Source organism: Nocardioides sp. DN36 (genome assembly GCF_055380375.1).
In genome coordinates this window covers 2,353,453-2,372,211 of the sequence record NZ_AP043823.1, presented here as the reverse complement: position 1 = coordinate 2,372,211, position 18,759 = coordinate 2,353,453, and the positions used below count along the sequence as shown (strand labels likewise).

The 18,759-nt window shown below is 72.3% G+C and carries 17 protein-coding genes and 1 pseudogene; 13 read left to right on the top strand and 5 right to left on the bottom strand.

Features of this window, described 5'->3' with window-relative positions:
- Nucleotides 1-41 precede the first annotated feature (41 nt).
- Nucleotides 42-1,028 carry a GlxA family transcriptional regulator gene (locus ACZ43H_RS12255; RefSeq protein WP_464590678.1) on the top strand — a complete coding sequence of 329 codons (987 nt, stop codon included), beginning with the start codon at nucleotides 42-44 and terminating at the stop codon, nucleotides 1,026-1,028.
- Between the two features lie 19 nt (nucleotides 1,029-1,047).
- Here ACZ43H_RS12255 and ACZ43H_RS12250 read toward each other — a convergent pair whose 3' ends face one another.
- Together ACZ43H_RS12250 and ACZ43H_RS12245 are read right to left on the bottom strand one after the other, a co-directional pair.
- The gene (locus ACZ43H_RS12250; RefSeq protein WP_464590676.1) at nucleotides 1,048-1,398 is read right to left on the bottom strand and encodes a UBP-type zinc finger domain-containing protein; all 351 of its coding nucleotides are present in this window, start codon (nucleotides 1,396-1,398) and stop codon (nucleotides 1,048-1,050) included.
- Nucleotides 1,395-1,759: pseudogene (locus ACZ43H_RS12245) on the bottom strand (Pr6Pr family membrane protein). The gene ACZ43H_RS12250 and the pseudogene ACZ43H_RS12245 overlap by 4 nt, the downstream one beginning before the upstream one ends.
- A gap of 190 nt (nucleotides 1,760-1,949) precedes the next feature.
- Between ACZ43H_RS12245 and ACZ43H_RS12240 the strand changes: the two are divergent.
- From ACZ43H_RS12240 to efeB, 9 genes are all read left to right on the top strand, one after another.
- Nucleotides 1,950-2,366: a VOC family protein gene (locus ACZ43H_RS12240; RefSeq protein WP_464590674.1), complete on the top strand. Its 417-nt coding sequence runs from the start codon at nucleotides 1,950-1,952 to the stop codon at nucleotides 2,364-2,366.
- Nucleotides 2,363-3,028 carry a 4a-hydroxytetrahydrobiopterin dehydratase gene (locus tag ACZ43H_RS12235; protein WP_464590672.1) on the top strand — a complete coding sequence of 222 codons (666 nt, stop codon included), beginning with the start codon at nucleotides 2,363-2,365 and terminating at the stop codon, nucleotides 3,026-3,028. The genes ACZ43H_RS12240 and ACZ43H_RS12235 overlap by 4 nt, the downstream gene beginning before the upstream one ends.
- Nucleotides 3,029-3,297: 269 nt before the next feature.
- Nucleotides 3,298-5,043: an acetolactate synthase large subunit gene (locus ACZ43H_RS12230; protein WP_464590670.1), complete on the top strand. Its 1,746-nt coding sequence runs from the start codon at nucleotides 3,298-3,300 to the stop codon at nucleotides 5,041-5,043.
- A gap of 90 nt (nucleotides 5,044-5,133) precedes the next feature.
- Complete coding sequence (gene ilvN, locus ACZ43H_RS12225; RefSeq protein WP_464590668.1) at nucleotides 5,134-5,676, top strand: acetolactate synthase small subunit; 543 nt, start codon at nucleotides 5,134-5,136, stop codon at nucleotides 5,674-5,676.
- A 51-nt stretch (nucleotides 5,677-5,727) separates the two neighbouring features.
- Nucleotides 5,728-6,756, top strand: coding sequence for a ketol-acid reductoisomerase (gene ilvC / locus ACZ43H_RS12220; protein WP_464590666.1), 1,029 nt, complete (start codon nucleotides 5,728-5,730; stop codon nucleotides 6,754-6,756).
- A 136-nt stretch (nucleotides 6,757-6,892) separates the two neighbouring features.
- Nucleotides 6,893-7,612, top strand: a complete 720-nt coding sequence (locus ACZ43H_RS12215; RefSeq protein WP_464590664.1) for a DsbA family oxidoreductase — start codon at nucleotides 6,893-6,895, stop codon at nucleotides 7,610-7,612.
- 219 nt (nucleotides 7,613-7,831) lie between these two features.
- Nucleotides 7,832-8,713: an iron uptake transporter permease EfeU gene (efeU, locus tag ACZ43H_RS12210; protein ID WP_464590662.1), complete on the top strand. Its 882-nt coding sequence runs from the start codon at nucleotides 7,832-7,834 to the stop codon at nucleotides 8,711-8,713.
- Nucleotides 8,714-8,756: 43 nt separating this feature from the next.
- Nucleotides 8,757-9,917: an iron uptake system protein EfeO gene (gene efeO, locus ACZ43H_RS12205; protein WP_464590660.1), complete on the top strand. Its 1,161-nt coding sequence runs from the start codon at nucleotides 8,757-8,759 to the stop codon at nucleotides 9,915-9,917.
- 2 nt (nucleotides 9,918-9,919) lie between these two features.
- The gene (efeB, locus tag ACZ43H_RS12200; RefSeq protein ID WP_464590658.1) at nucleotides 9,920-11,188 is read left to right on the top strand and encodes an iron uptake transporter deferrochelatase/peroxidase subunit; all 1,269 of its coding nucleotides are present in this window, start codon (nucleotides 9,920-9,922) and stop codon (nucleotides 11,186-11,188) included.
- A 220-nt stretch (nucleotides 11,189-11,408) separates the two neighbouring features.
- On the opposite strand, the gene ACZ43H_RS12195 is transcribed toward efeB, so the two are convergent.
- Nucleotides 11,409-13,061, bottom strand: coding sequence for an ABC-F family ATP-binding cassette domain-containing protein (locus ACZ43H_RS12195; protein WP_464590656.1), 1,653 nt, complete (start codon nucleotides 13,059-13,061; stop codon nucleotides 11,409-11,411).
- 194 nt (nucleotides 13,062-13,255) lie between these two features.
- On the opposite strand from ACZ43H_RS12195, the gene serA reads away from it, so the two are divergent.
- Nucleotides 13,256-14,842, top strand: a complete 1,587-nt coding sequence (serA, locus tag ACZ43H_RS12190) for a phosphoglycerate dehydrogenase (protein WP_464590654.1) — start codon at nucleotides 13,256-13,258, stop codon at nucleotides 14,840-14,842.
- A 103-nt stretch (nucleotides 14,843-14,945) separates the two neighbouring features.
- On the opposite strand, the gene ACZ43H_RS12185 is transcribed toward serA, so the two are convergent.
- Both ACZ43H_RS12185 and ACZ43H_RS12180 read right to left on the bottom strand, forming a co-directional pair.
- Complete coding sequence (locus ACZ43H_RS12185; protein ID WP_464590652.1) at nucleotides 14,946-15,608, bottom strand: response regulator transcription factor; 663 nt, start codon at nucleotides 15,606-15,608, stop codon at nucleotides 14,946-14,948.
- Nucleotides 15,605-17,599, bottom strand: coding sequence for a sensor histidine kinase (locus ACZ43H_RS12180; protein ID WP_464590650.1), 1,995 nt, complete (start codon nucleotides 17,597-17,599; stop codon nucleotides 15,605-15,607). Before ACZ43H_RS12180 ends, ACZ43H_RS12185 begins: the two co-directional genes overlap by 4 nt.
- Nucleotides 17,600-17,758: 159 nt before the next feature.
- Between ACZ43H_RS12180 and ACZ43H_RS12175 the strand changes: the two genes are divergently transcribed.
- Both ACZ43H_RS12175 and ACZ43H_RS12170 read left to right on the top strand, forming a co-directional pair.
- Complete coding sequence (locus ACZ43H_RS12175) at nucleotides 17,759-18,223, top strand: hypothetical protein (protein WP_464590648.1); 465 nt, start codon at nucleotides 17,759-17,761, stop codon at nucleotides 18,221-18,223.
- A gap of 11 nt (nucleotides 18,224-18,234) precedes the next feature.
- Complete coding sequence (locus tag ACZ43H_RS12170) at nucleotides 18,235-18,750, top strand: hypothetical protein (RefSeq protein WP_464590646.1); 516 nt, start codon at nucleotides 18,235-18,237, stop codon at nucleotides 18,748-18,750.
- The last annotated feature ends 9 nt before the right edge of the window (nucleotides 18,751-18,759 follow it).

Below are 18,759 nucleotides of genomic sequence, written 5' to 3'. Positions count from 1 at the left end.
GACGTCCGGTCCCTAGGCTGGAACCGACGAGAGGAGCCCCGATGGCCAGGATCGCCGTGGTCGCGATGGACCGGACGCCGCTGTTCCACCTGTCCGTGCCCTGCGAGGTGCTGGGCGCCGACCGCAGCGACATGGGCCTGCCGCGGCACGAGGTGCTGGTGGCGCGGGCCGAGCGCGGACCGCTGCAGACCAGCAGTGGTGTCACGCTGCAGACGCCGTACGGCCTCGAGGCCCTCGAGGACGCCGAGATCGTCATCGTCCCGTGGTGGGGCCGGCTCGCCGACGAGGCGCCGCCCGCCCGGCTGCTCGCGACGCTCCGTCGCGCGCACGCCCGCGGGGCGCGGATCGCCGGGCTGTGCGGAGGGGCGTTCGTCCTCGCCGAGGCGGGGCTGCTCGACGGGCGCCGGGCCACCACCCACTGGCGGTACGCCGACGAGCTGGCCGCGAGGTACCCGCTCGTGCGGGTCGAGCCGAAGGTGCTCTACGTCGACGAGGGGGACGTCCTCACCTCGGCGGGCACCGCCGCGGCGATCGACCTGTGCCTGCACCTGCTGCGCGGCCTGAGCGGCGCCGAGGTGGCGAACGCGGTCGCCCGGCGGATGGTGGTCCCACCGCACCGGGCAGGAGGCCAGGCGCAGTACGTCGACGTGCCCGTGCCCGCCGTCCGCGACGACGACGGGCTGGCCGCCGCCATGCGCTGGGCGCTCGAGCACCTCGACGAGCCCCTCGGCGTGGAGGACCTGGCCGACCGCGCCGTCATGAGCCGACGCACCTTCACCCGCCAGTTCCGCCAGCGGACCGGCACCAGTGCGCACCAGTGGCTGCTGCAGCAGCGCACGCTGCTGGCCCAGCGGCTGCTGGAGACCACCGACCTGCCGGTCGAGGTCGTCGCGCACCGCAGCGGCTTCGGGTCGGCGGTCACGCTGCGCAGCCACTTCCAGCGCTCGCTGGGCACCTCGCCACGGGACTACCGCGCCACGTTCTCGCGCGACGCGCACCCCGAGCTCGAGCGGATCGCGGTGGGGTAGCGCCCGGCCTCAGCCGGGCTCAACGGTGGACCTGGTCCTGCCAGTCCGCGGGGACCCGGCCCCGGGGACCGGGGGCCGGCTGGTCCTCCGGGTGCGAGGTCGGCGGCGCCAGTGCGACGCCGGCGACCCCCTTCTCGACGGCGTAGTCCCAGAACCAGTCCTCGCCGGGCTCGAAGCTGGTGACGACCGCGTGCCCGGTCTCGCGGTAGTGGGCGGTGGCGTGCTGCGCGGGCGAGCTGTCACAGCAACCGATGTGACCGCACCGTGCGCAGCGCCGGAGGTGGACCCACCACCCGCCGCCCGCCTCGCACTCCACGCGCCCCGCCCCGGAGGGCGTCACGGTCGGGTCGATCTGCTCCGCGGTGCTCATGGAGCGACGGTAGTGGCGGCCGGCGCGGAGGGCGAGCGTCGCTCGACGAGGACGACGGCTCCGCAGAGGAGCAGCACCAGCCCCGTCACCCCTGCCGACGTGACGAGGACGGGTGCCCAGCCCCGCTCGCCCACGTCGATGAACGGGTAGGGGTACCACCCGGTCAGCGCGCCCGTCGCCAGGGTCCAGACGAGCACGCCAGCGGCCAGAGCAGGGTCAGGGCGACGGTGCGGCCGCTCGTCCGCGGCCGCGGCCCGAACACGGCCCAGCCCACGACCGCCAGCAGGGGGACCGCGACGTGCAGCAGCTTGTCGGCGACGTAGTTCAGGCCGTCGAGGTCGAGCAGGGGGCGCAGGAGCACGAAGTGCACGAGGCCGGTGACGGTGATGCCGACCAGTCCCGCCAGCCGCAGCACGCGCCAGCCGGCGCCGTCGTACGCCGGGTCGCGGGCGAGCGTGACCAGGGCGGTGACCGTGTGCCACTGCCGGGCGCGCGACGAGCTCACGCGCCGAGCCTAGGGGCATGTCGGTGGCCTGTGTCACAGTGGCGCCATGGACCAGCGGATCAGCTTCGTGACCCTGGCGGTGCGCGACCTCGACGCGACCCGGGCGTTCTACGTCGACGGCCTCGGGTGGACGCCGGCGCTCGACGTCCCGGGGGAGGTGCTGATGATCAAGGTGGGGGAGCACGTCGTGCTGTCGCTGTGGAGCGAGAGCGGCTTCGAGGGCGAGGTCGGCCCGATCCGGCGGGGCGAGGGAGTCGTGCCGATCACGCTCGCCCACAACGTGCGCACCGAGGACGAGGTCGACGCCGTCCTCGAGACCGCCCGCGCGGCCGGGGCCGAGCCCGTCACCGCAGCCGTCCGGCGCGACTGGGGCGGCTACACCGGCTACTTCGGCGACCCCGACGGCTTCCGCTGGGAGATCGCCGTCAACCCCGGCCCGATCGGACAGGAGGTGCTGCCGTGAGCGTCGACCGGATCATCCGCAGCTACGCCGAGGTCAAGGAGGCCGGTCTCGACGACTGGCGCTGGCTGGTCGGCGGGCTGCACGCGCGGTTCGCCACCGGCGACTTCGCGACCGGCATCGCCCTCGCCGATGCCGTCGCCGCTGCGGCCGAGGAGGCCGACCACCATCCCGACCTCGACCTGCGCTACCCGTTCCTCGCCGTGAAGCTGGTCAGCCACGACGTGGGTGGCGTGACCGACCGCGACCTCCGTCTGGCCCGCCGGATCAGCGAGCTGGCGGCCTCGCAGGGCGTGCCGGCCGCGCCCGACCGGATCACGACCCTCGAGCTCGGCCTCGACACGGCCGACCGCGACGCGGTGCTCCCGTTCTGGCGGGCGCTGCTCGGCTTCGGCGACAGCCCGACCTTCCCCGGTCGCGAGATCCTCGACCGCGACGGCCGGCTGCCGACGGTCTGGACCCAGGAGACCGACGCGCACGAGACGCCTCGCCAGCGGTGGCACCTCGACGTGATCGTCCCGATCGAGCAGGCACAGGCCCGCATCGACGCGGCGCTCGCCGCCGGCGGCACGATGGTGTCCGACGCGGCCGCGCCCGCGTTCTGGGTGCTGGCCGACGCCGAGGGCAACCGGGCCTGCGTGTGCACGCCGGAAGGGCGTGGCTGAGTCCTCGACCGACACCGTCGGGCGTCTCGGAACTCGGGACCGGCGTACCAGATAGTGGGACGCCTGACAGACTCGGATGACGGACCCGAGGCCCGACGGCTACCGTGCTCGCATGCGCCAGCAGATTCTTGTACGCACGCGACGCGTGAGCTGAGTCCACCGACCACAGCACGCGCGTCGACCCCTCGTTGCCCAACGGCCGAGGGGTTTTTTGTTGGCCGGGGCCCGCACGGGCGAGATCGCAGACAGTGAGGACGAGGAAGCACCAGATGAGCGAGCAGATCACGGGCGCGCAGAGCCTGATCAAGTCGCTGGAGGCGGCCGGCGCCGAGAACATCTTCGGCATCCCGGGCGGCGCGATCCTCCCGGCGTACGACCCCCTGATGGACTCCAGGGCGATCCGCCACATCCTCGTGCGACACGAGCAGGGGGCCGGCCACGCCGCCCAGGGGTACGCCGCGGCCACCGGCAAGGTGGGCGTCTGCATGGCCACCTCCGGCCCGGGGGCGACCAACCTGGTGACGCCGCTGGCCGACGCGCACATGGACTCGGTCCCGATGGTCGCGGTGACCGGCCAGGTCGGCGCGTCGATGATCGGCACCGACGCGTTTCAGGAGGCCGACATCCGGGGCATCACGATGCCCATCACCAAGCACAACTTCCTGGTGACCGACCCCGCCGAGATCCCCCGGACCGTGGCCGAGGCGTTCTACCTCGCCTCGACCGGTCGGCCCGGCCCGGTGCTCGTCGACGTGGCGAAGTCGGCGCTCCAGTCCACGACGACCTTCCGGTGGCCGACCGAGCTGAACCTGCCCGGCTACCGCCCCGTCACCCGGCCGCACTCCAAGCAGATCCGCGAGGCGGCCAAGCTGATCCTCGAGGCCCGCCGGCCGGTGCTCTACGTCGGCGGCGGCACCATCCGTGCCGGGGCGTCGCGTGAGCTCAAGGTGCTCGCGGAGTTCACCGGCATGCCCGTGGTCACCACGCTGATGGCCCGGGGCGCGTTCCCCGACAGCCACCCCCAGCACCTCGGCATGCCCGGCATGCACGGCACCGTCGCGGCGGTGGCCGGGCTGCAGCGCAGCGACCTGATCATCAGCCTGGGCGCGCGCTTCGACGACCGGGTGACCGGCAACCTCGACTCGTTCGCCCCCGGCGCCAAGGTCATCCACGCCGACATCGACCCCGCCGAGATCGGCAAGAACCGCATCGCCGACGTGCCGATCGTCGGCGACTGCCGCGAGGTGATCAGCGACCTGCTGGTGGCGCTGAAGGCCGAGGCCGACGCCGGCCACACCGGTGACTACGAGGCCTGGGTCGAGTTCCTGGCCGGGATCAAGCAGCGCTACCCCCTGGGGTACGACGAGCCCGCCGACGGCAGCCTCGCCCCGCAGTACGTCATCGAGCGGCTGGGGAAGATCGCCGGCCCGGACGCCATCTACACCTCCGGCGTCGGCCAGCACCAGATGTGGGCCGCGCACTTCATCGGCTACGAGAAGCCGAACACCTGGCTCAACTCCGGCGGCCTCGGCACCATGGGCTACTCCGTGCCCGCCGCCATGGGCGCGAAGGTCGGCTGCCCGGACACCACGGTGTGGGCGATCGACGGCGACGGCTGCTTCCAGATGACCAACCAGGAGCTGGCCACCTGCGCGATCAACAACATCCCGATCAAGGTCGCGGTGATCAACAACGAGTCGCTCGGCATGGTGCGCCAGTGGCAGACGCTCTTCTACAACGAGCGCTACTCCAACACCGACCTGCACTCCAAGCGGATCCCCGACTTCGTGAAGCTCGCCGAGGCCTACGGCTGCGTGGGGCTCTCGTGCGAGAGCCCGGCCGACGTCGACGCGACCATCGACAAGGCGATGGAGATCGACGACGTCCCGGTCGTCGTGGACTTCCGGGTCCACCGCGACGCGATGGTGTGGCCGATGGTGGCCGCCGGCACCAGCAACGACGACATCAAGTACGCCCGGGACATGGCGCCGAAGTTCGACGAAGACGAGCTCTGAGGGATCTGACATGAGTGAGCGAAGCGAGCGAGTAATCCAGGAGAGCGCCCTGAGAGCCTCATCGGCGCCCGGAACGAAGTGAGGACGTCGATGAGCAAGCACACCCTGTCCGTTCTCGTCGAGAACAAGCCCGGCGTCCTGGCCCGGATCGCGGGCCTGTTCAGCCGCCGCGGCTTCAACATCGACTCGCTCGCCGTGGGCCCGACCGAGCACGACGAGGTCTCCCGGATGACCATCGTGGTCAACGTCGAGGAGTCCCCGCTCGAGCAGGTGACCAAGCAGCTGAACAAGCTCGTCGAGGTGATCAAGATCGTCGAGCTCGACGGCCCCGCCTCGGTCAACCGCGAGCTGCTCCTGGTCAAGGTCAGGGCCGACGCGGACTCCCGCGGCCAGGTCCTCGACGCCGTCGGCCTGTTCAAGGCCCGGGTCGTCGACGTCGCGACCGACGCGATCACGATCGAGGTGACCGGCAACGGCGACAAGCTCGCGTCGTTCCTCAAGGTCGTGGAGCCCTTCGGCATCCGCGAGCTCGTCCAGTCCGGCATGGTCGCCATCGGTCGGGGCTCCCGGTCCATCAGCGAGCGGACCCTGCGCCCGGTCCCGATCCCCGCGCCTCCCGCGGCCACCGGCTGACCACCAGCACCACCCGACGTACACAGAAGACAACCCAGAAGGAGAGCCCCAGTGGCTGAGATGTTCTACGACGACGACGCCGACCTCGCCCTGATCCAGGGCAAGAACGTGGCCGTCATCGGCTACGGCAGCCAGGGCCACGCCCACGCCCTGTCGCTGCGCGACTCGGGCGTCGACGTCCGGGTCGGCCTGCAGCCGGGGTCGAAGAGCCGGGCGAAGGCGGAGGCCGAGGGCCTGCGCGTCCTCACGCCGGCGGAGGCGGCCGAGGAGGCCGACGTCATCGTGATCCTGGCGCCCGACCAGCACCAGCGGAAGCTGTACGCCGAGGAGATCGCCCCGCAGCTCGCCGAGGGCGACACCCTGGTGTTCGGTCACGGCTTCAACATCCGCTTCGGCTACATCACCCCGCCCGAGGGCGTCGACGTCTTCATGGTCGCGCCGAAGGGGCCGGGCCACCTGGTCCGTCGCGAGTACGTCGACGGGCGCGGCGTGCCGGTGCTCGTCGCGGTCGAGAAGGATGCCTCGGGCCAGGCCTGGGACCTCGCGCTGTCCTACGCCAAGGCGATCGGCGGCCTGCGCGCCGGCGGCATCAAGACGACCTTCACCGAGGAGACCGAGACCGACCTGTTCGGTGAGCAGGCCGTCCTGTGCGGTGGTGCCAGCCAGCTGGTGATGTACGGCTTCGAGGTGCTCACCGAGGCCGGCTACCAGCCCGAGGTCGCCTACTTCGAGTGCCTGCACGAGCTCAAGCTGATCGTCGACCTGATGTACGAGGGCGGCATCGCCAAGCAGCGCTGGTCGGTCTCCGACACCGCGGAGTACGGCGACTACGTCTCCGGCCCCCGGGTGATCGACGAGCACGTGAAGGAGAACATGAAGGGCGTCCTCGAGGACATCAAGAACGGCTCCTTCGCCAAGCGCTTCATCGACGACCAGGAGGCGGGCTCGCCGGAGTTCAAGAAGTTCCGCGAGCAGGCCGAGCAGCACCCGATCGAGAAGACCGGCCGCGAGCTGCGCAAGCTGATGTCGTGGGTCAAGAGCCACGACTCCGACTACGTCGAGGGCACCTCCGCCCGCTGACGACAGATAGTCCGGCACGTTTCTGACGAGATAGTCCGGCACGTTTGTGATGGTCCGGCACGTTCCGGGTGGTCAGAACGTGCCGGACTATCCCATTTGAGGAACAACCGGGGGGTCGTTGAACGTTCCACCACGCATGCGCATCGAGATCTGGAGTGACGTCGTCTGCCCGTGGTGCTACGTCGGCAAGCGTCGGCTGGAGGAGGCCCTGGCCCGGCTGGCGGAGGCCGACCCCGTGGCGGCGGACCGGATCGAGGTGGTCTACCGCTCGTTCGAGCTCGACCCCTCGGCGCCGCAGCACGGCCACGAGCTGACCACCGGCGTGCTGGCCCGCAAGTACGGCCGCAGCGAGGCCGAGATGCGGCAGATGCAGCAGCAGCTCATCGACCTCGCCGCCGAGGAGGGCCTGGCGTTCCGGCTCTTCGACAACGTGCACACCAACACCGTGGACGCGCACCGGTTGCTGCACCTGGCCCTCGAGGCCGGCGGTCCCTCCCTGCAGGTGGAGCTGAAGGAGGCGCTGCTCGCGGCGTACTTCCTCGACGCCCGGGACGTGGGTGACCACGAGGTCCTCGCCGCCGTCGCGGCGGGTGTCGGCCTCGACGAGACCCGGGTCAAGGAGGTCCTGACCTCCGACGAGTACGCCGAGGCCGTCGCGGCGGACGTCGCTCAGGCGCGGGCGTACGGCGCCACCGGCGTGCCCTTCTTCGTGATCGACGAGAAGTACGGCGTCTCCGGGGCCCAGCCCGGCGAGGTCTTCGACCAGGTCCTCGAGCGTGCCTGGGCCGAGTCGCGACCCCGCCTCGACCTGGTCGGCGGCGGCGACGTCTGCGGCCCGGACGGCTGCAGCGTCTGATCCCGTCGAGTCGGCGCAAGCTCGTTGCCCAGCGACGAGGTTGCGCCGACTCGACGTGTTTTCACGACCAGCTTGCGCCGACTCGACCTGGTCCTGGTGGGGGAGTGTGATCCATTTCGCGTGGACCGGGGGTCGGACGCGGGTTCCGCCGATCGGGGAGGCGGCTGTAAGGTTAGGCGTACCTAAGTAAGCCCAGCCTCACCTGCAAAGGAAAGCGCCGTGCTCGCCAACTACCTGATCGGCCTTCGCGAGGGCCTCGAGGCCGCGCTCGTCGTGAGCATCCTCGTCGCCTACCTCGTGAAGACGGACCGCCGCCACCTGCTGCCCCGCATCTGGGCCGGCGTCGGGGTCGCGGTCGGGGTCAGCCTCGCGTTCGGTGCGCTGCTCACCTGGGGTCCCCGCGGCCTCACGTTCGAGGCGCAGGAGGCCATCGGCGGCACGCTCTCGATCGTGGCCGTCGGCTTCGTCACCTGGATGATCTTCTGGATGGCCCGCGCCGCCCGCGCGATGGGCGGGGAGCTGCGCGGCCAGATCGACAAGGCCGCCGACGGCACCCGCTGGTCGCTCGCGCTGGTCGCCGTCCTGGCCGTCGGACGCGAGGGCCTGGAGACGGCGCTGTTCCTGTGGGCGGCCACCCAGGCCGGCACCCGCGAGGCCGCCGGCGCCGCGACCGCGACGTGGCAGCCGCTGCTCGGCGCCGCGCTCGGGCTGGGCACCGCCGTCGTGCTGGGCTACCTCATCTACCGCGGCGCGATCTCGATCAACCTCAGCCGCTTCTTCACCTGGACCGGCGCCTTCCTGATCCTCGTCGCCGCCGGGGTGCTGTCCTACGGCGTCCACGACCTGCAGGAGGCCGGGATCCTGCCGGGTCTCAACACCATCGCGTTCGACGTGTCCGGCACCATCGACCCCGGCACGTGGTACGCCACGCTGCTCAAGGGCGTCTTCAACTTCTCGCCGGTCACCACGGTGCTCGAGGCGACGGCCTGGCTGCTCTACGCAGTGCCCACGATGGCGCTGTTCATCTACGGCGTACGCCGCCGCTCGGCGCAGCCTCAGCCCGCGAAGCAGCCGCAGCCCGCCGCCCCGGTTGCCCGCTGACCTTCCTGCCCTGACCACACGCACCTGAAGGACTCTCACCCCGATGCGTCTTCCCCTGCTCACGGCCGTCCTCGTGGCGGTCCCCGCCCTGGCCGCCTGCACCCAGAACGGCTCCACCGACACCGCGAGCGACGACGACCGCACCATCACGGTCAGCTCCACCGACGACGCCTGCGACCTCTCGGTCGACGAGGCCCCGTCGGGCAAGCTGACGTTCGACGTCACCAACGACGGCTCGAAGGTCACCGAGTTCTACCTCTACGACGAGGGCGGCAAGCGCATCGTCGGCGAGGTGGAGAACATCGGGCCGAACCTCACCCGTCAGCTCGTCGTCAACGCCGCCCCCGGAACCTACGTGACCGCCTGCAAGCCCGGCATGAACGGCGACGGCATCCGGGCCGACTTCACCGTCACCGACTCGGGGGAGAAGGTCGACACCTCCGCCGACGAGGCGGCCATGATCGACAAGGCGCAGGGGGAGTACGGCGAGTTCGTCCAGGACGAGTCCGACCAGCTGCTCACCGGCACCGAGAAGTTCGTCGCGGCGTACAAGTCCGGCGACGACCGGACCGCCAAGGCGCTCTACCCCGAGGTCCGCACCCACTGGGAGCGCATCGAGACGGTGGCCGAGTCCTTCGGTGACCTCGACCCGAAGATGGACGCCCGCGAGGCCGACCTCGAGCCCGGCCAGAAGTGGACCGGCTGGCACCGCATCGAGAAGGACCTCTGGCCGGCCCGGGCCGAGAAGTACGAGTCGTTGAGCATGAAGCAGCGCGCCGTCTTCGCCGACGACCTGCTCGCCAACACCAAGACGCTCGACGGCCGCATCGGCGAGCTCGGGTTCACCGTCGACCAGATCGCCAACGGCTCCCGCGGGCTGATGGAGGAGGTCGCGACGGGCAAGGTGACCGGCGAGGAGGAGTACTGGTCGCGCACCGACCTGTGGGACTTCCAGGCCAACGTCGACGGCGCCAAGAAGTCCTTCGAGGTCCTCGAGCCCGTCCTCGAGCGCAACGACCCCGAGCTCGAGGAGACCCTCGACGAGCGCTTCGACGCGCTCCAGGAGCTGCTCGACGCGCAGCGCGAAGGCGACGGGTTCACGTCGTACGACCAGCTCTCGACCGAGGAGGTCAAGCAGCTCGCGGATGCCGTGAACGCGCTCTCCGAGCCGCTCTCCCACCTGACCGCGGCGGTCATCGGCTGACCATGTCCGGACCGCTCAACGTCTCCCGCAGGAGCCTCGTCGGTGGCGGCGCTGCCGCCGTCGGCGTGGCCGGCGCGTTCGTGGCGGGCCGGGCCAGCGCCGACGACAGCGTCGGGGCGTCGGGGGGTGCCGACGCGGCGTACGCCTTCCGCGGCGAGCACCAGGCCGGCATCGTCACCCCCGCGCAGGACCGACTGCACTTCGCCGCGTTCGACGTCACCACGAAGTCCCGGGCCCAGCTCATCGCGCTGCTCGAGTCCTGGACCGAGGCCGCCGACCGGATGACCCGGGGCCTGCCCGCCGGCGAGATCGGCCCGGTGGAGGGCGCCGCGAACCTGCCGCCGGACGACACCGGCGAGGCGATCGGTCTCGACCCGGGCGGCCTGACGATCACGTTCGGCTTCGGGCCGGGCCTGTTCCGCGACGCCGATGGCAAGGACCGCTTCGGGCTCGCCGACCGGCAGCCCGAGGCGCTGCGCGACCTGCCGCACTTCCCGGGTGACAACCTCGACCCGGCGCGCTCGGGCGGCGACCTGTGCGTCCAGGCCTGCGCCGACGACCCGCAGGTCGCCGTGCACGCGATCCGCAACCTGGCCCGGATCGGCTTCGGCGTGGTCTCCGTGCGCTGGTCGCAGCTCGGCTTCGGGCGCACCTCCACCACGTCGACCGCCCAGTCCACGCCGCGCAACCTGTTCGGCTTCAAGGACGGCACCGCCAACGTGAAGGCCGAGGAGTCCGATGCCCTCGACGACCACGTGTGGGTCGGCTCCGGCGACGACACGGGTGCGGACTGGCTGGCCGGTGGCTCCTACCTCGTCGCCCGGCGCATCAACATGACCATCGAGGTCTGGGACCGCCAGCCCCTCGGCGACCAGGAGGCGTTCGTGGGCCGCACGAAGGCCAGCGGCGCGCCCCTCTCCGGCGGTGAGGAGTTCACCGAGCCCGACTTCTCGATGCCGGGCAGCGACGGGCCGATCATCCCGCGTGACTCCCACGTCAGCGTGGTCCATCCCGACCACAACGACGGGGTGCGGATGCTGCGCCGCGGCTACAACTTCGTGGACGGGACGGACGCGCTCGGTGGCCTCAACGCCGGCCTCTTCTTCCTCGCCTACGTCCGCGACCCGCGGACCCACTTCATCCCGGTGCAGACCAAGATGGCGAAGGTCGACGCGCTCATGGAGTACCTCAAGGTCTCCGGCTCCGCGCTCTTCGCGGTGCCGCCCGGCGTGCAGTCGGGGGAGTACGTCGGCCAGGCGCTCTTCGCCTGACACCGACCCGTCGCTGGTTCACGGCTCAGGGCGTCGACCTGTCGTGAAGCCACGACAGGTCGGCGTCGTACGGGGTGAAGCTGCGACGGGTCGACGTTATTCAGCGTGAAGCTGCGACAGGTCGACGTCCCCTGGCGTGAAGCTGCGACGGGTCGACGTTACCCGGCGTGAAGCTGCGACAGGTCGACGTCCCCTGGCGTGAAGCTGCGACAGGTCGACGTCAGGGCTCGGACACCGACACCCGGCCGGCGTCGACGTGCCAGCGGTGGGTGAGCCCGAGCGACTCGACCAGCGCCTCGTCGTGGCTGACCACCAGCAGCGTGCCGGTGTAGTCGGCCAGGGCCGACTCCAGCTGCTCGATGGCGGCCACGTCGAGGTGGTTGGTCGGCTCGTCCAGGACGAGCACGTTCACCTCCCGCGCCTGGAAGACCGCCATCAGCGCCCGGGTCCGCTCGCCCATGGAGAGGGTCCGGGCGGGTCGGTCGACGTGCTCGCTCCCGAGCCCGAACTTCGCCAGCAGCGTGCGCACCTGCCCACGGTCCGGGCCCTGGCCGTCCGGACCGGCCAGCTCGGCGCGCACCACGTCGACGACCGATGCGTCGGAGTCGAGCAACGACCGGCGCTGGTCCAGGACCCCGGTCCGCACCCGGGTCCCGAGCGACTGACGACCGGAGGACAGCGGGAGCTCGCCGAGCAGCGCCTTGACCAGGGTGGTCTTGCCGCTGCCGTTGTCGCCCGCGACGGCGATCCGGTCGCCGCGCCCCACGGTCAGGTCGACCGGTCCGAGCCGGAACCCGTCCCGGACCACCTCGGCCGCGTCGAGCGTGGCGACCACGGCGGCCGGGTCCGGTCCCGGCGTGATCGAGTAGCGCAGCTCCCACTCCTTGCGGGGCTGCTCGACCACGTCGAGCCGGTCGACGGCCCTCTTCAGCCGTGCCGCCTTGGCGCCCTGGCGGTCGGCGCGGGCGCGGTGCTTCTCCCTGATGTGCTTGTCCGGCTCGTCCCCGGCGGCGACGTTGCGGCGACCCTTGGCGGCCCAGTCGTCACGGCGCCGGGCCTGCGAGACCAGGTCGTCGCGCCGGCCGGCGTAGGTCTCGTAGGCCTCCCACGCCTGGCGGCGGACCAGCTCGCGGGCAGCTGCGTACTCCGACCAGCCGCCGCTGTAGTGGCCGATCCGCTGCTGGGGCAGGTCGAGCTCGACCACGTCCGTCGCGACCCGGTCCAGGAACGCGCGGTCGTGGCTGGCGATCAGGACCGGTCCGCGGTGGGCGCTCACGAAGTCCACCACGAGCGCGAGCCCGCGGGCGTCGAGGTCGTTGGTCGGCTCGTCGAGCAGCAGCACGTCGTACCTGCTCAGCAGCACGGCCACCAAGGCGGCCCGGGCGGCCTGACCGCCCGACAGGCTGCCGAGCGGGCGGTCCGGCGCGACGTCCAGCCCGACGGACGCGGCCACCTGGGGAAGCCGGTCCTCGAGGTCGGCGGCGCCGAGCGCCAGCCAGCGGTCCAGCGCCGCGGCGTACTCCTCATCGGCCCCGGGCGCCTCGTCCGCGAGGGCCGCGGTCGTGCGCTCGAGGTCGCGGTCGGCGGCCTCGACACCGGTACGTCGGCGGGCGTACGCGAGGAGGGACTCCGCCGGGTCGGGGACCACCTGGGGCAGCCAGCCCACGGTCGCGTCGCGCGGGGCCAGCCTGACGGAGCCGGACTCGACCGGCAGCTCGCCGACGATGGTCCGCATGAGGGTCGACTTGCCGGCGCCGTTGGGGCCGACGACGGCGGTGACCGAGCCGTCGGCCAGGACCAGGTCGAGGCCGGTGAAGAGGGTGCGGGCGGCGAACGAGACGTCGAGGCCGGCGATGGTGAGGGTGGTGGACATGGGCGCTCCAGGGATGACGAGAAGGGCCCCGCGCGGGCGGGAGGGCTCGAGGTCGTCAGGCGATGTCCACGGCGGAAGACTAACGGCGCGGGTGGGCGCGGACACAACCGATTTACCGCAGCGGGCTCGGGTAGTGTGGAGAGCCGCACAGCGTCGTGCACGCCAGCCTGTACTCCAGGAGCAAGGACACCGCTGTGACCAAGCCCGTCGTACTCATCGCCGAGGAGCTGAGCCCGGCCACCGTCGAGGCGCTCGGCCCGGACTTCGAGATCCGCACCTGCGACGGCGCGGACCGGGGTCAGCTGCTTCCGGCGATCGCGGACGCCGACGCGATCCTGGTCCGCTCGGCGACGAAGGTCGACGCCGAGGCGCTGGCCGCCGCGTCCCGGCTGAAGGTCGTGGCCCGTGCGGGCGTGGGCCTCGACAACGTGGACGTGCGGTCGGCCACCCAGTCCGGCGTCATGGTCGTCAACGCCCCGACCTCCAACATCGTCTCGGCCGCCGAGCTCGCCGTCGGGCTGATGCTGGCGGCCGCCCGGCACATCTCACCGGCGCACCAGGCCCTGCGCCACGGTGAGTGGAAGCGGTCCCGCTACACCGGGACGGAGCTGTACGAGAAGACCGTGGGCATCGTCGGCCTGGGCCGGATCGGCGTCCTCGTCGCGCAGCGGCTCTCGGCCTTCGGGATGAAGGTCGTGGCCCACGACCCGTACGTCCAGGCCGGCCGCGCCGCGCAGATGGGTGTCCGGCTGGTCGACCTCGACACCCTGCTCGCCGAGGCCGACTTCATGTCGGTGCACCTGCCGAGGACCCCCGAGACGATCGGGCTGATCGGCGCCGAGCAGCTCGCCAAGGTCAAGCGCTCCCTCGTCCTGGTCAACGCCGCGCGCGGGGGCATCGTCGACGAGGCAGCGCTGTACGCCGCGCTGAAGGAGGGCCGCGTGGCGGCCGCCGGGCTCGACGTGTTCGCGCAGGAGCCGTGCACCGACAGCCCCTTGTTCGAGCTCGAGAACGTCGTCGCGACCCCGCACCTCGGAGCCTCGACCGACGAGGCGCAGGAGAAGGCGGGCCTGGCCGTCGCCCGGTCGGTGCGCCTCGCGCTGGCCGGCGAGCTGGTGCCCGACGCCGTCAACGTGCAGGGCGGGGTGATCGCCGAGGAAGTACGGCCGGGCATCCCGCTGACCGAGAAGCTGGGCCGGGTCTTCACGGGGCTGGCCGGCGAGGTGGCCCAGCAGGTCGACGTCGAGGTCCGCGGCGAGATCACCGACTACGACGTCAAGGTGCTCGAGCTCGCCGCGCTCAAGGGGGTCTTCGCCGACATCGTCGAGGAGCAGGTCTCCTACGTGAACGCCCCGCTGCTCGCGGCCGAGCGCGGCTGCGCCGTACGCCTGGTGGCCGACCCGGAGAGCCCCGACCACCGCAACCTGATCACCATCCGCGGCACCCTCGCCGACGGGTCCCAGGTCTCCGTCAGCGGCACCCTGATCGGGATCAACCAGAAGGAGCGGCTCGTCGAGGTGAACGGCTTCGACGTCGACATCGAGCCGACCGACCACCTCGCGTTCTTCCGTTACTCCGACCGTCCCGGCATGGTCGGCACGGTCGGCGGGATCCTCGGTGACGCGGGTGTGAACATCGCCGGCATGCAGGTCGCCCGCGACTCCAAGGGCGGCCAGGCCCTCGTCGCCCTCTCCGTCGACTCCGCCATCCCGCACGAGGCCCTCGCCGAGATCCAGCAGGCCATCGACGCGGTCTCGGTCCGCGCGGTCGACCTCGTCTGAACGGATAGTCCGGCACGTTCTGAACGGATAGTCCGGCACGTTCTGACGGGATCGGCCGGCGAGTCTTGTCAGGAACGTGCCGGACTATCCGAGGGAACCCGCCTCACCCGCTCGGGGGTCGGAGGCCCGCCTCCCGGGCGCGCAGGGCGGCCGCGGTGCGGTCGGGCACCTGGAGCTTGGCCAGCACCTGCGAGATGTGGTTGCGGACCGTCTTCTCCGACATGCCGAGGCGCCGAGCGATCTCGTGGTTGCGGCAGCCCTCGGCCAGCAGCTCGAGGACCTCGCGCTCGCGGGGCGTGAGGTGCGGGAACGCCGGTGTCGGGGGAGCCGCCGGGGCGCCGTCGTGCCCGCCGAGGTACGCGACGATCCGCCGCGCGACCGAGGCGCCGTACACCGCCTCGCCCGCCGCTACCGACTCCACCGCGCGCACGATCTCCGCGGCGTCCGAGCCCTTGACGAGGTAGCCGCGGGCCCCGGCGCGGAGCGCGGCGAAGACGTGCTCGTCGTCCTCGTGCATGGTCAGGACCAGGACCGGCAGGTCGGGACTGCTCTCGAGCAGTCGGCGCGTCACCTGGAGGCCGTCGAGGCCCGGCATCGACAGGTCGGTGATCACCACGTCCGGCTCCAGGTCGCGGACGCGCACCACGAGCTCGGCGCCGTCCCCGACGTCCGCGACGACCTCGATCGAGTCCGCCTGCTGGAGCACCGCGGCCAGGCCATAGCGGTACATGGGGTGGTCGTCGGCCAGCACCACGCGGATCGTCATGACGTGCCCGCCAGGGGAAGCACGACGCTGACGGTGGTGCCGTGCGGACGGGCGGGCCCCACCTCGAGGGTCCCGCCGAGGTCAGCGGCCCGCTTCCTCATGGAGTCGAGACCGTGCCCGGGACCCGGGCCGGCGGCGAAGCCGTGGCCGTCGTCGGTCACGAGCAGGCGCAGGTCGCCGTTGGCGCGGACCAGGCGTACGTCGCACCGCCGCGCGTCCGCGTGCCGCACCACGTTGGTCAGGGACTCGGCGAGGATCCGGAAGGCGGCCTCCTCGACCGCAGGCGGCAGGGCAGGGAGTCGGTCAGCGGAGAGCTCGAGGCAGGGGGCCCCGGCCCTGCCCATGCCGAGCGAGGAGGCCGTGTCGCGGACGGCGCCCTCCAGGCCGTGCAGGTCGAGCGAGGTCGGTCGCAGCCCGTCGATCACCCGCCTGACCTCACGCACCGCCGCCTCGGACTCCTCCCGGGTCCGGGCGAGCAGCTCGCCTGCCGCGTCGAGGTCGGTCCGCAGCGCCGTCGTGGCGGCCTCCAGCCCCAGCGCGATCCCGGACAGGGAGGGGCCGAGACCGTCGTGCAGGTCCCGGCGGAGACGATCGCGCTCGGCCAGCGTCGCCTCGGTGACGCGCGCACGCTCCTGTGCGAGGTCCGCGGTCAGCCGCTGCGAGCGGACGACGACGGCGAGGTGGGGTGCGAGCGCGAGCAGCAGCCGGGCATCGGCGTCGGACACCTCGCGTGCACCGCGTCGGGGGCCGACCGACAGCGTGCCCAGGACCGAGCCGCCGTGGCGCAGCGGCAGCTCGAGGGTCGTCGCGGTCGGCTCCCCGACCGTCGCGAGCCGGTGGCCCTCCTCGTCGCACACCGCGGCGTACGTCGCGCCCGCCGCGGACGCGACGGCCTCGAGCATCGCGACCACCGGGTCGTCGTGCTCGACCGCGAGCCCGGCGCCGAGCCGGTCGACGACGTCGAGCGGATCGGCCCGCTCCCCGCGCACGAACCTGTCGACCAGGACCCGCAGCCGGGCCGCGAGCGGGATGACCAGCACCGCCACGACCGCGGAGGCCGCCAGCAGCGGCAGCGGTCCGTCCGGCGCGAGGCGGGCGAGCGCGGTGGTGAGTCCCCCGACGACGAGGGCGACGAGCAACGTGAGCGGGACGTAGAGCAACGTGCGACGGACCACCAGCTCGATGCCCAGCAGCCGGTACCGCAGCACGCCGACCGCGACGGCGACCGGGACCAGGCAGTACGACACCACGAACAGCACGCGGTGCTGGCTGAAGACCGTGGCGATCATGGCGGTGACCACCACCAGCAGCCACAGCAGCTGCTGCCGCTCGGGGGCACGCGCGCCCACGACGCGGACCAGGGTGCCCACGATCGTGACCGCGGCGGTCCCGATCAGCAGCGCCCCGGCCGGCGGACCGACCAGGTAGACCCACCAGGCCGGCACGTCCCAGGGGAGCTCGGTGCCACGGACGCTGTCGTCCACCCCGCCCGGCCCGGTCGCGACGGCCAGCACGGCCAGCGCGATGCCGAGCAGGGCGATGCGCACGTGCCAGGACCAGAACCTCGACGCCGGCCGGCCCGTGGGGTAGAGCGGCGGCAGCACGATGATCGGCAGCAGCAGCGACGGGAACCACGTGAACGACGCCAGCCAGGCGGCGGGCAGGCCGAGCGGCAGCGAACCGTCCGGGTCGGTCAGGGCGCGCGTCGCGTAGGCGTCGGCGGCCACGTTGGTCACCTGCAGAAGCGCGGAGCCGACCAGCAGCCAGCCGATCGCGTTGCGCGGCCGCAGGTGGATGAGCGCCGCCCCCGAGAGGGCGAAGGAGACCACCGCGGGGGCGACCCAGCCGTCCGGTGCCGGGGTGACCACGTCGGGTCGGGTGTACACGTCCCCCGACACCGAGAACGGCACCGTGGCGAGCAGCAGGAGGGCAAGGGCAGCCAGGGACCAGCCGGCTGCCCGCAGCCACCGCTCGTCGCGCTCGGCCCACATGTCTGCAGTGTGCGCCCGCGAGGGCCGCGCTGTCCCGGGACCGGTGTCTCGGGAGACCCGGGAGACCCTCCCGGGCCGACCGGGGCTGCGGGCCCATCCGGCTCCGCGGCTGTGGTGCTGTGCTGGCCGGGTCCGACACCACAGGAGAGGGAGCAAGCCATGACCACACCGACCAGCACCGTCCACTCGCACGGGGTCGACGTCCTGCATCCGCTCGTGGCCTCGGCCTTCGGGGCCGCGGTCTTCGCCGTGTCCATGACCGCGGGCGAGGCCTACGACCTCAACGCCGACTCCGGGTCCGACAGCGGGGTCGGGACGGGCGACCTCATCGCCTACGCCGGCTTCGTCCTCGTGGCCGCGGCGATCTCGGTCTCGCTGGGCCTCTGGGCGCGGGCGGGATCGCCACGACGGCTGTCCCGCACCGCACTCGGGCTCGCCGTGGCGGCGGCCGTCACCGTCGTCGCCTTCTGGTCGAGCTGGCCGCTGGTCTTCGGGGCCACCGCCGTCGCCCTGGCGATGGAGCACCGGCGCCGGCTCGGCTCGCTGTCCGCCACCAGCGCCGGCGCGGCCGCGGTCGGCTCCCTGGCCCTGGCAGTCGCAGCCCTGTTCTGCGTCATCGGCTGAGGAAGGGCGCCATGACCAAGCGCGCCCTGCTGGGCCTCGTCACCACCGTCGCCGCCGTGACGGCACTCGTCGGCGCTCCTGCGCCGGCCAACGCCGGCGCCGAGCACCACTACCTGGCCGAGGAGTACGACGCGGCCGAGCACTTTGGCGCGGGCGAGGGCCTGTGCGTTGCCTGGGCCGGCACCTTCCACGAGGTGCGGCACGGCGGCTACCGGGTCGTCATCGCCTCGGGCGGCCAGCAGCCGGGGGAGGTGCACGTCAACGGCGCGGTCGACGGACTCGTCGAGCTGGTCCCCGACGACGCTGCGCTGCCGACGTACACCGGGACCTACCGCGAGAAGGTCGACGGGATCCTCGTCGGGGTGACGCCCGAGGGCGACGACGTCCTGAGGGTCGGGCAGTTCCGGCTGCGCAGCACCCTGCGCGGGACCGACGGGTCGACGTACACGCTGCGGGGCTCGGGCAAGGTGACGCTGAACGCGCGCGGCGAGCTGGTCGTCGATCGCAGCCGGTTCACCTGCGCGTGACGGGTCCCG

Coding starts and splice junctions, on each gene's coding strand:
- ACZ43H_RS12255 (WP_464590678.1), top strand. CDS start 42: ATGGCCAGGATCGCCGTGGTCGCGATGGACCGGACGCCGCTGTTCCAC.
- ACZ43H_RS12170 (WP_464590646.1), top strand. CDS start 18,235: ATGACCAAGCGCGCCCTGCTGGGCCTCGTCACCACCGTCGCCGCCGTG.
- ACZ43H_RS12175 (WP_464590648.1), top strand. CDS start 17,759: ATGACCACACCGACCAGCACCGTCCACTCGCACGGGGTCGACGTCCTG.
- ACZ43H_RS12215 (WP_464590664.1), top strand. CDS start 6,893: ATGCGCATCGAGATCTGGAGTGACGTCGTCTGCCCGTGGTGCTACGTC.
- ACZ43H_RS12250 (WP_464590676.1), bottom strand. CDS start 1,398: ATGAGCACCGCGGAGCAGATCGACCCGACCGTGACGCCCTCCGGGGCG.
- efeB (WP_464590658.1), top strand. CDS start 9,920: ATGTCCGGACCGCTCAACGTCTCCCGCAGGAGCCTCGTCGGTGGCGGC.
- ACZ43H_RS12195 (WP_464590656.1), bottom strand. CDS start 13,061: ATGTCCACCACCCTCACCATCGCCGGCCTCGACGTCTCGTTCGCCGCC.
- ACZ43H_RS12180 (WP_464590650.1), bottom strand. CDS start 17,599: ATGTGGGCCGAGCGCGACGAGCGGTGGCTGCGGGCAGCCGGCTGGTCC.
- ilvN (WP_464590668.1), top strand. CDS start 5,134: ATGAGCAAGCACACCCTGTCCGTTCTCGTCGAGAACAAGCCCGGCGTC.
- ACZ43H_RS12230 (WP_464590670.1), top strand. CDS start 3,298: ATGAGCGAGCAGATCACGGGCGCGCAGAGCCTGATCAAGTCGCTGGAG.
- efeO (WP_464590660.1), top strand. CDS start 8,757: ATGCGTCTTCCCCTGCTCACGGCCGTCCTCGTGGCGGTCCCCGCCCTG.
- ACZ43H_RS12240 (WP_464590674.1), top strand. CDS start 1,950: ATGGACCAGCGGATCAGCTTCGTGACCCTGGCGGTGCGCGACCTCGAC.
- ACZ43H_RS12185 (WP_464590652.1), bottom strand. CDS start 15,608: ATGACGATCCGCGTGGTGCTGGCCGACGACCACCCCATGTACCGCTAT.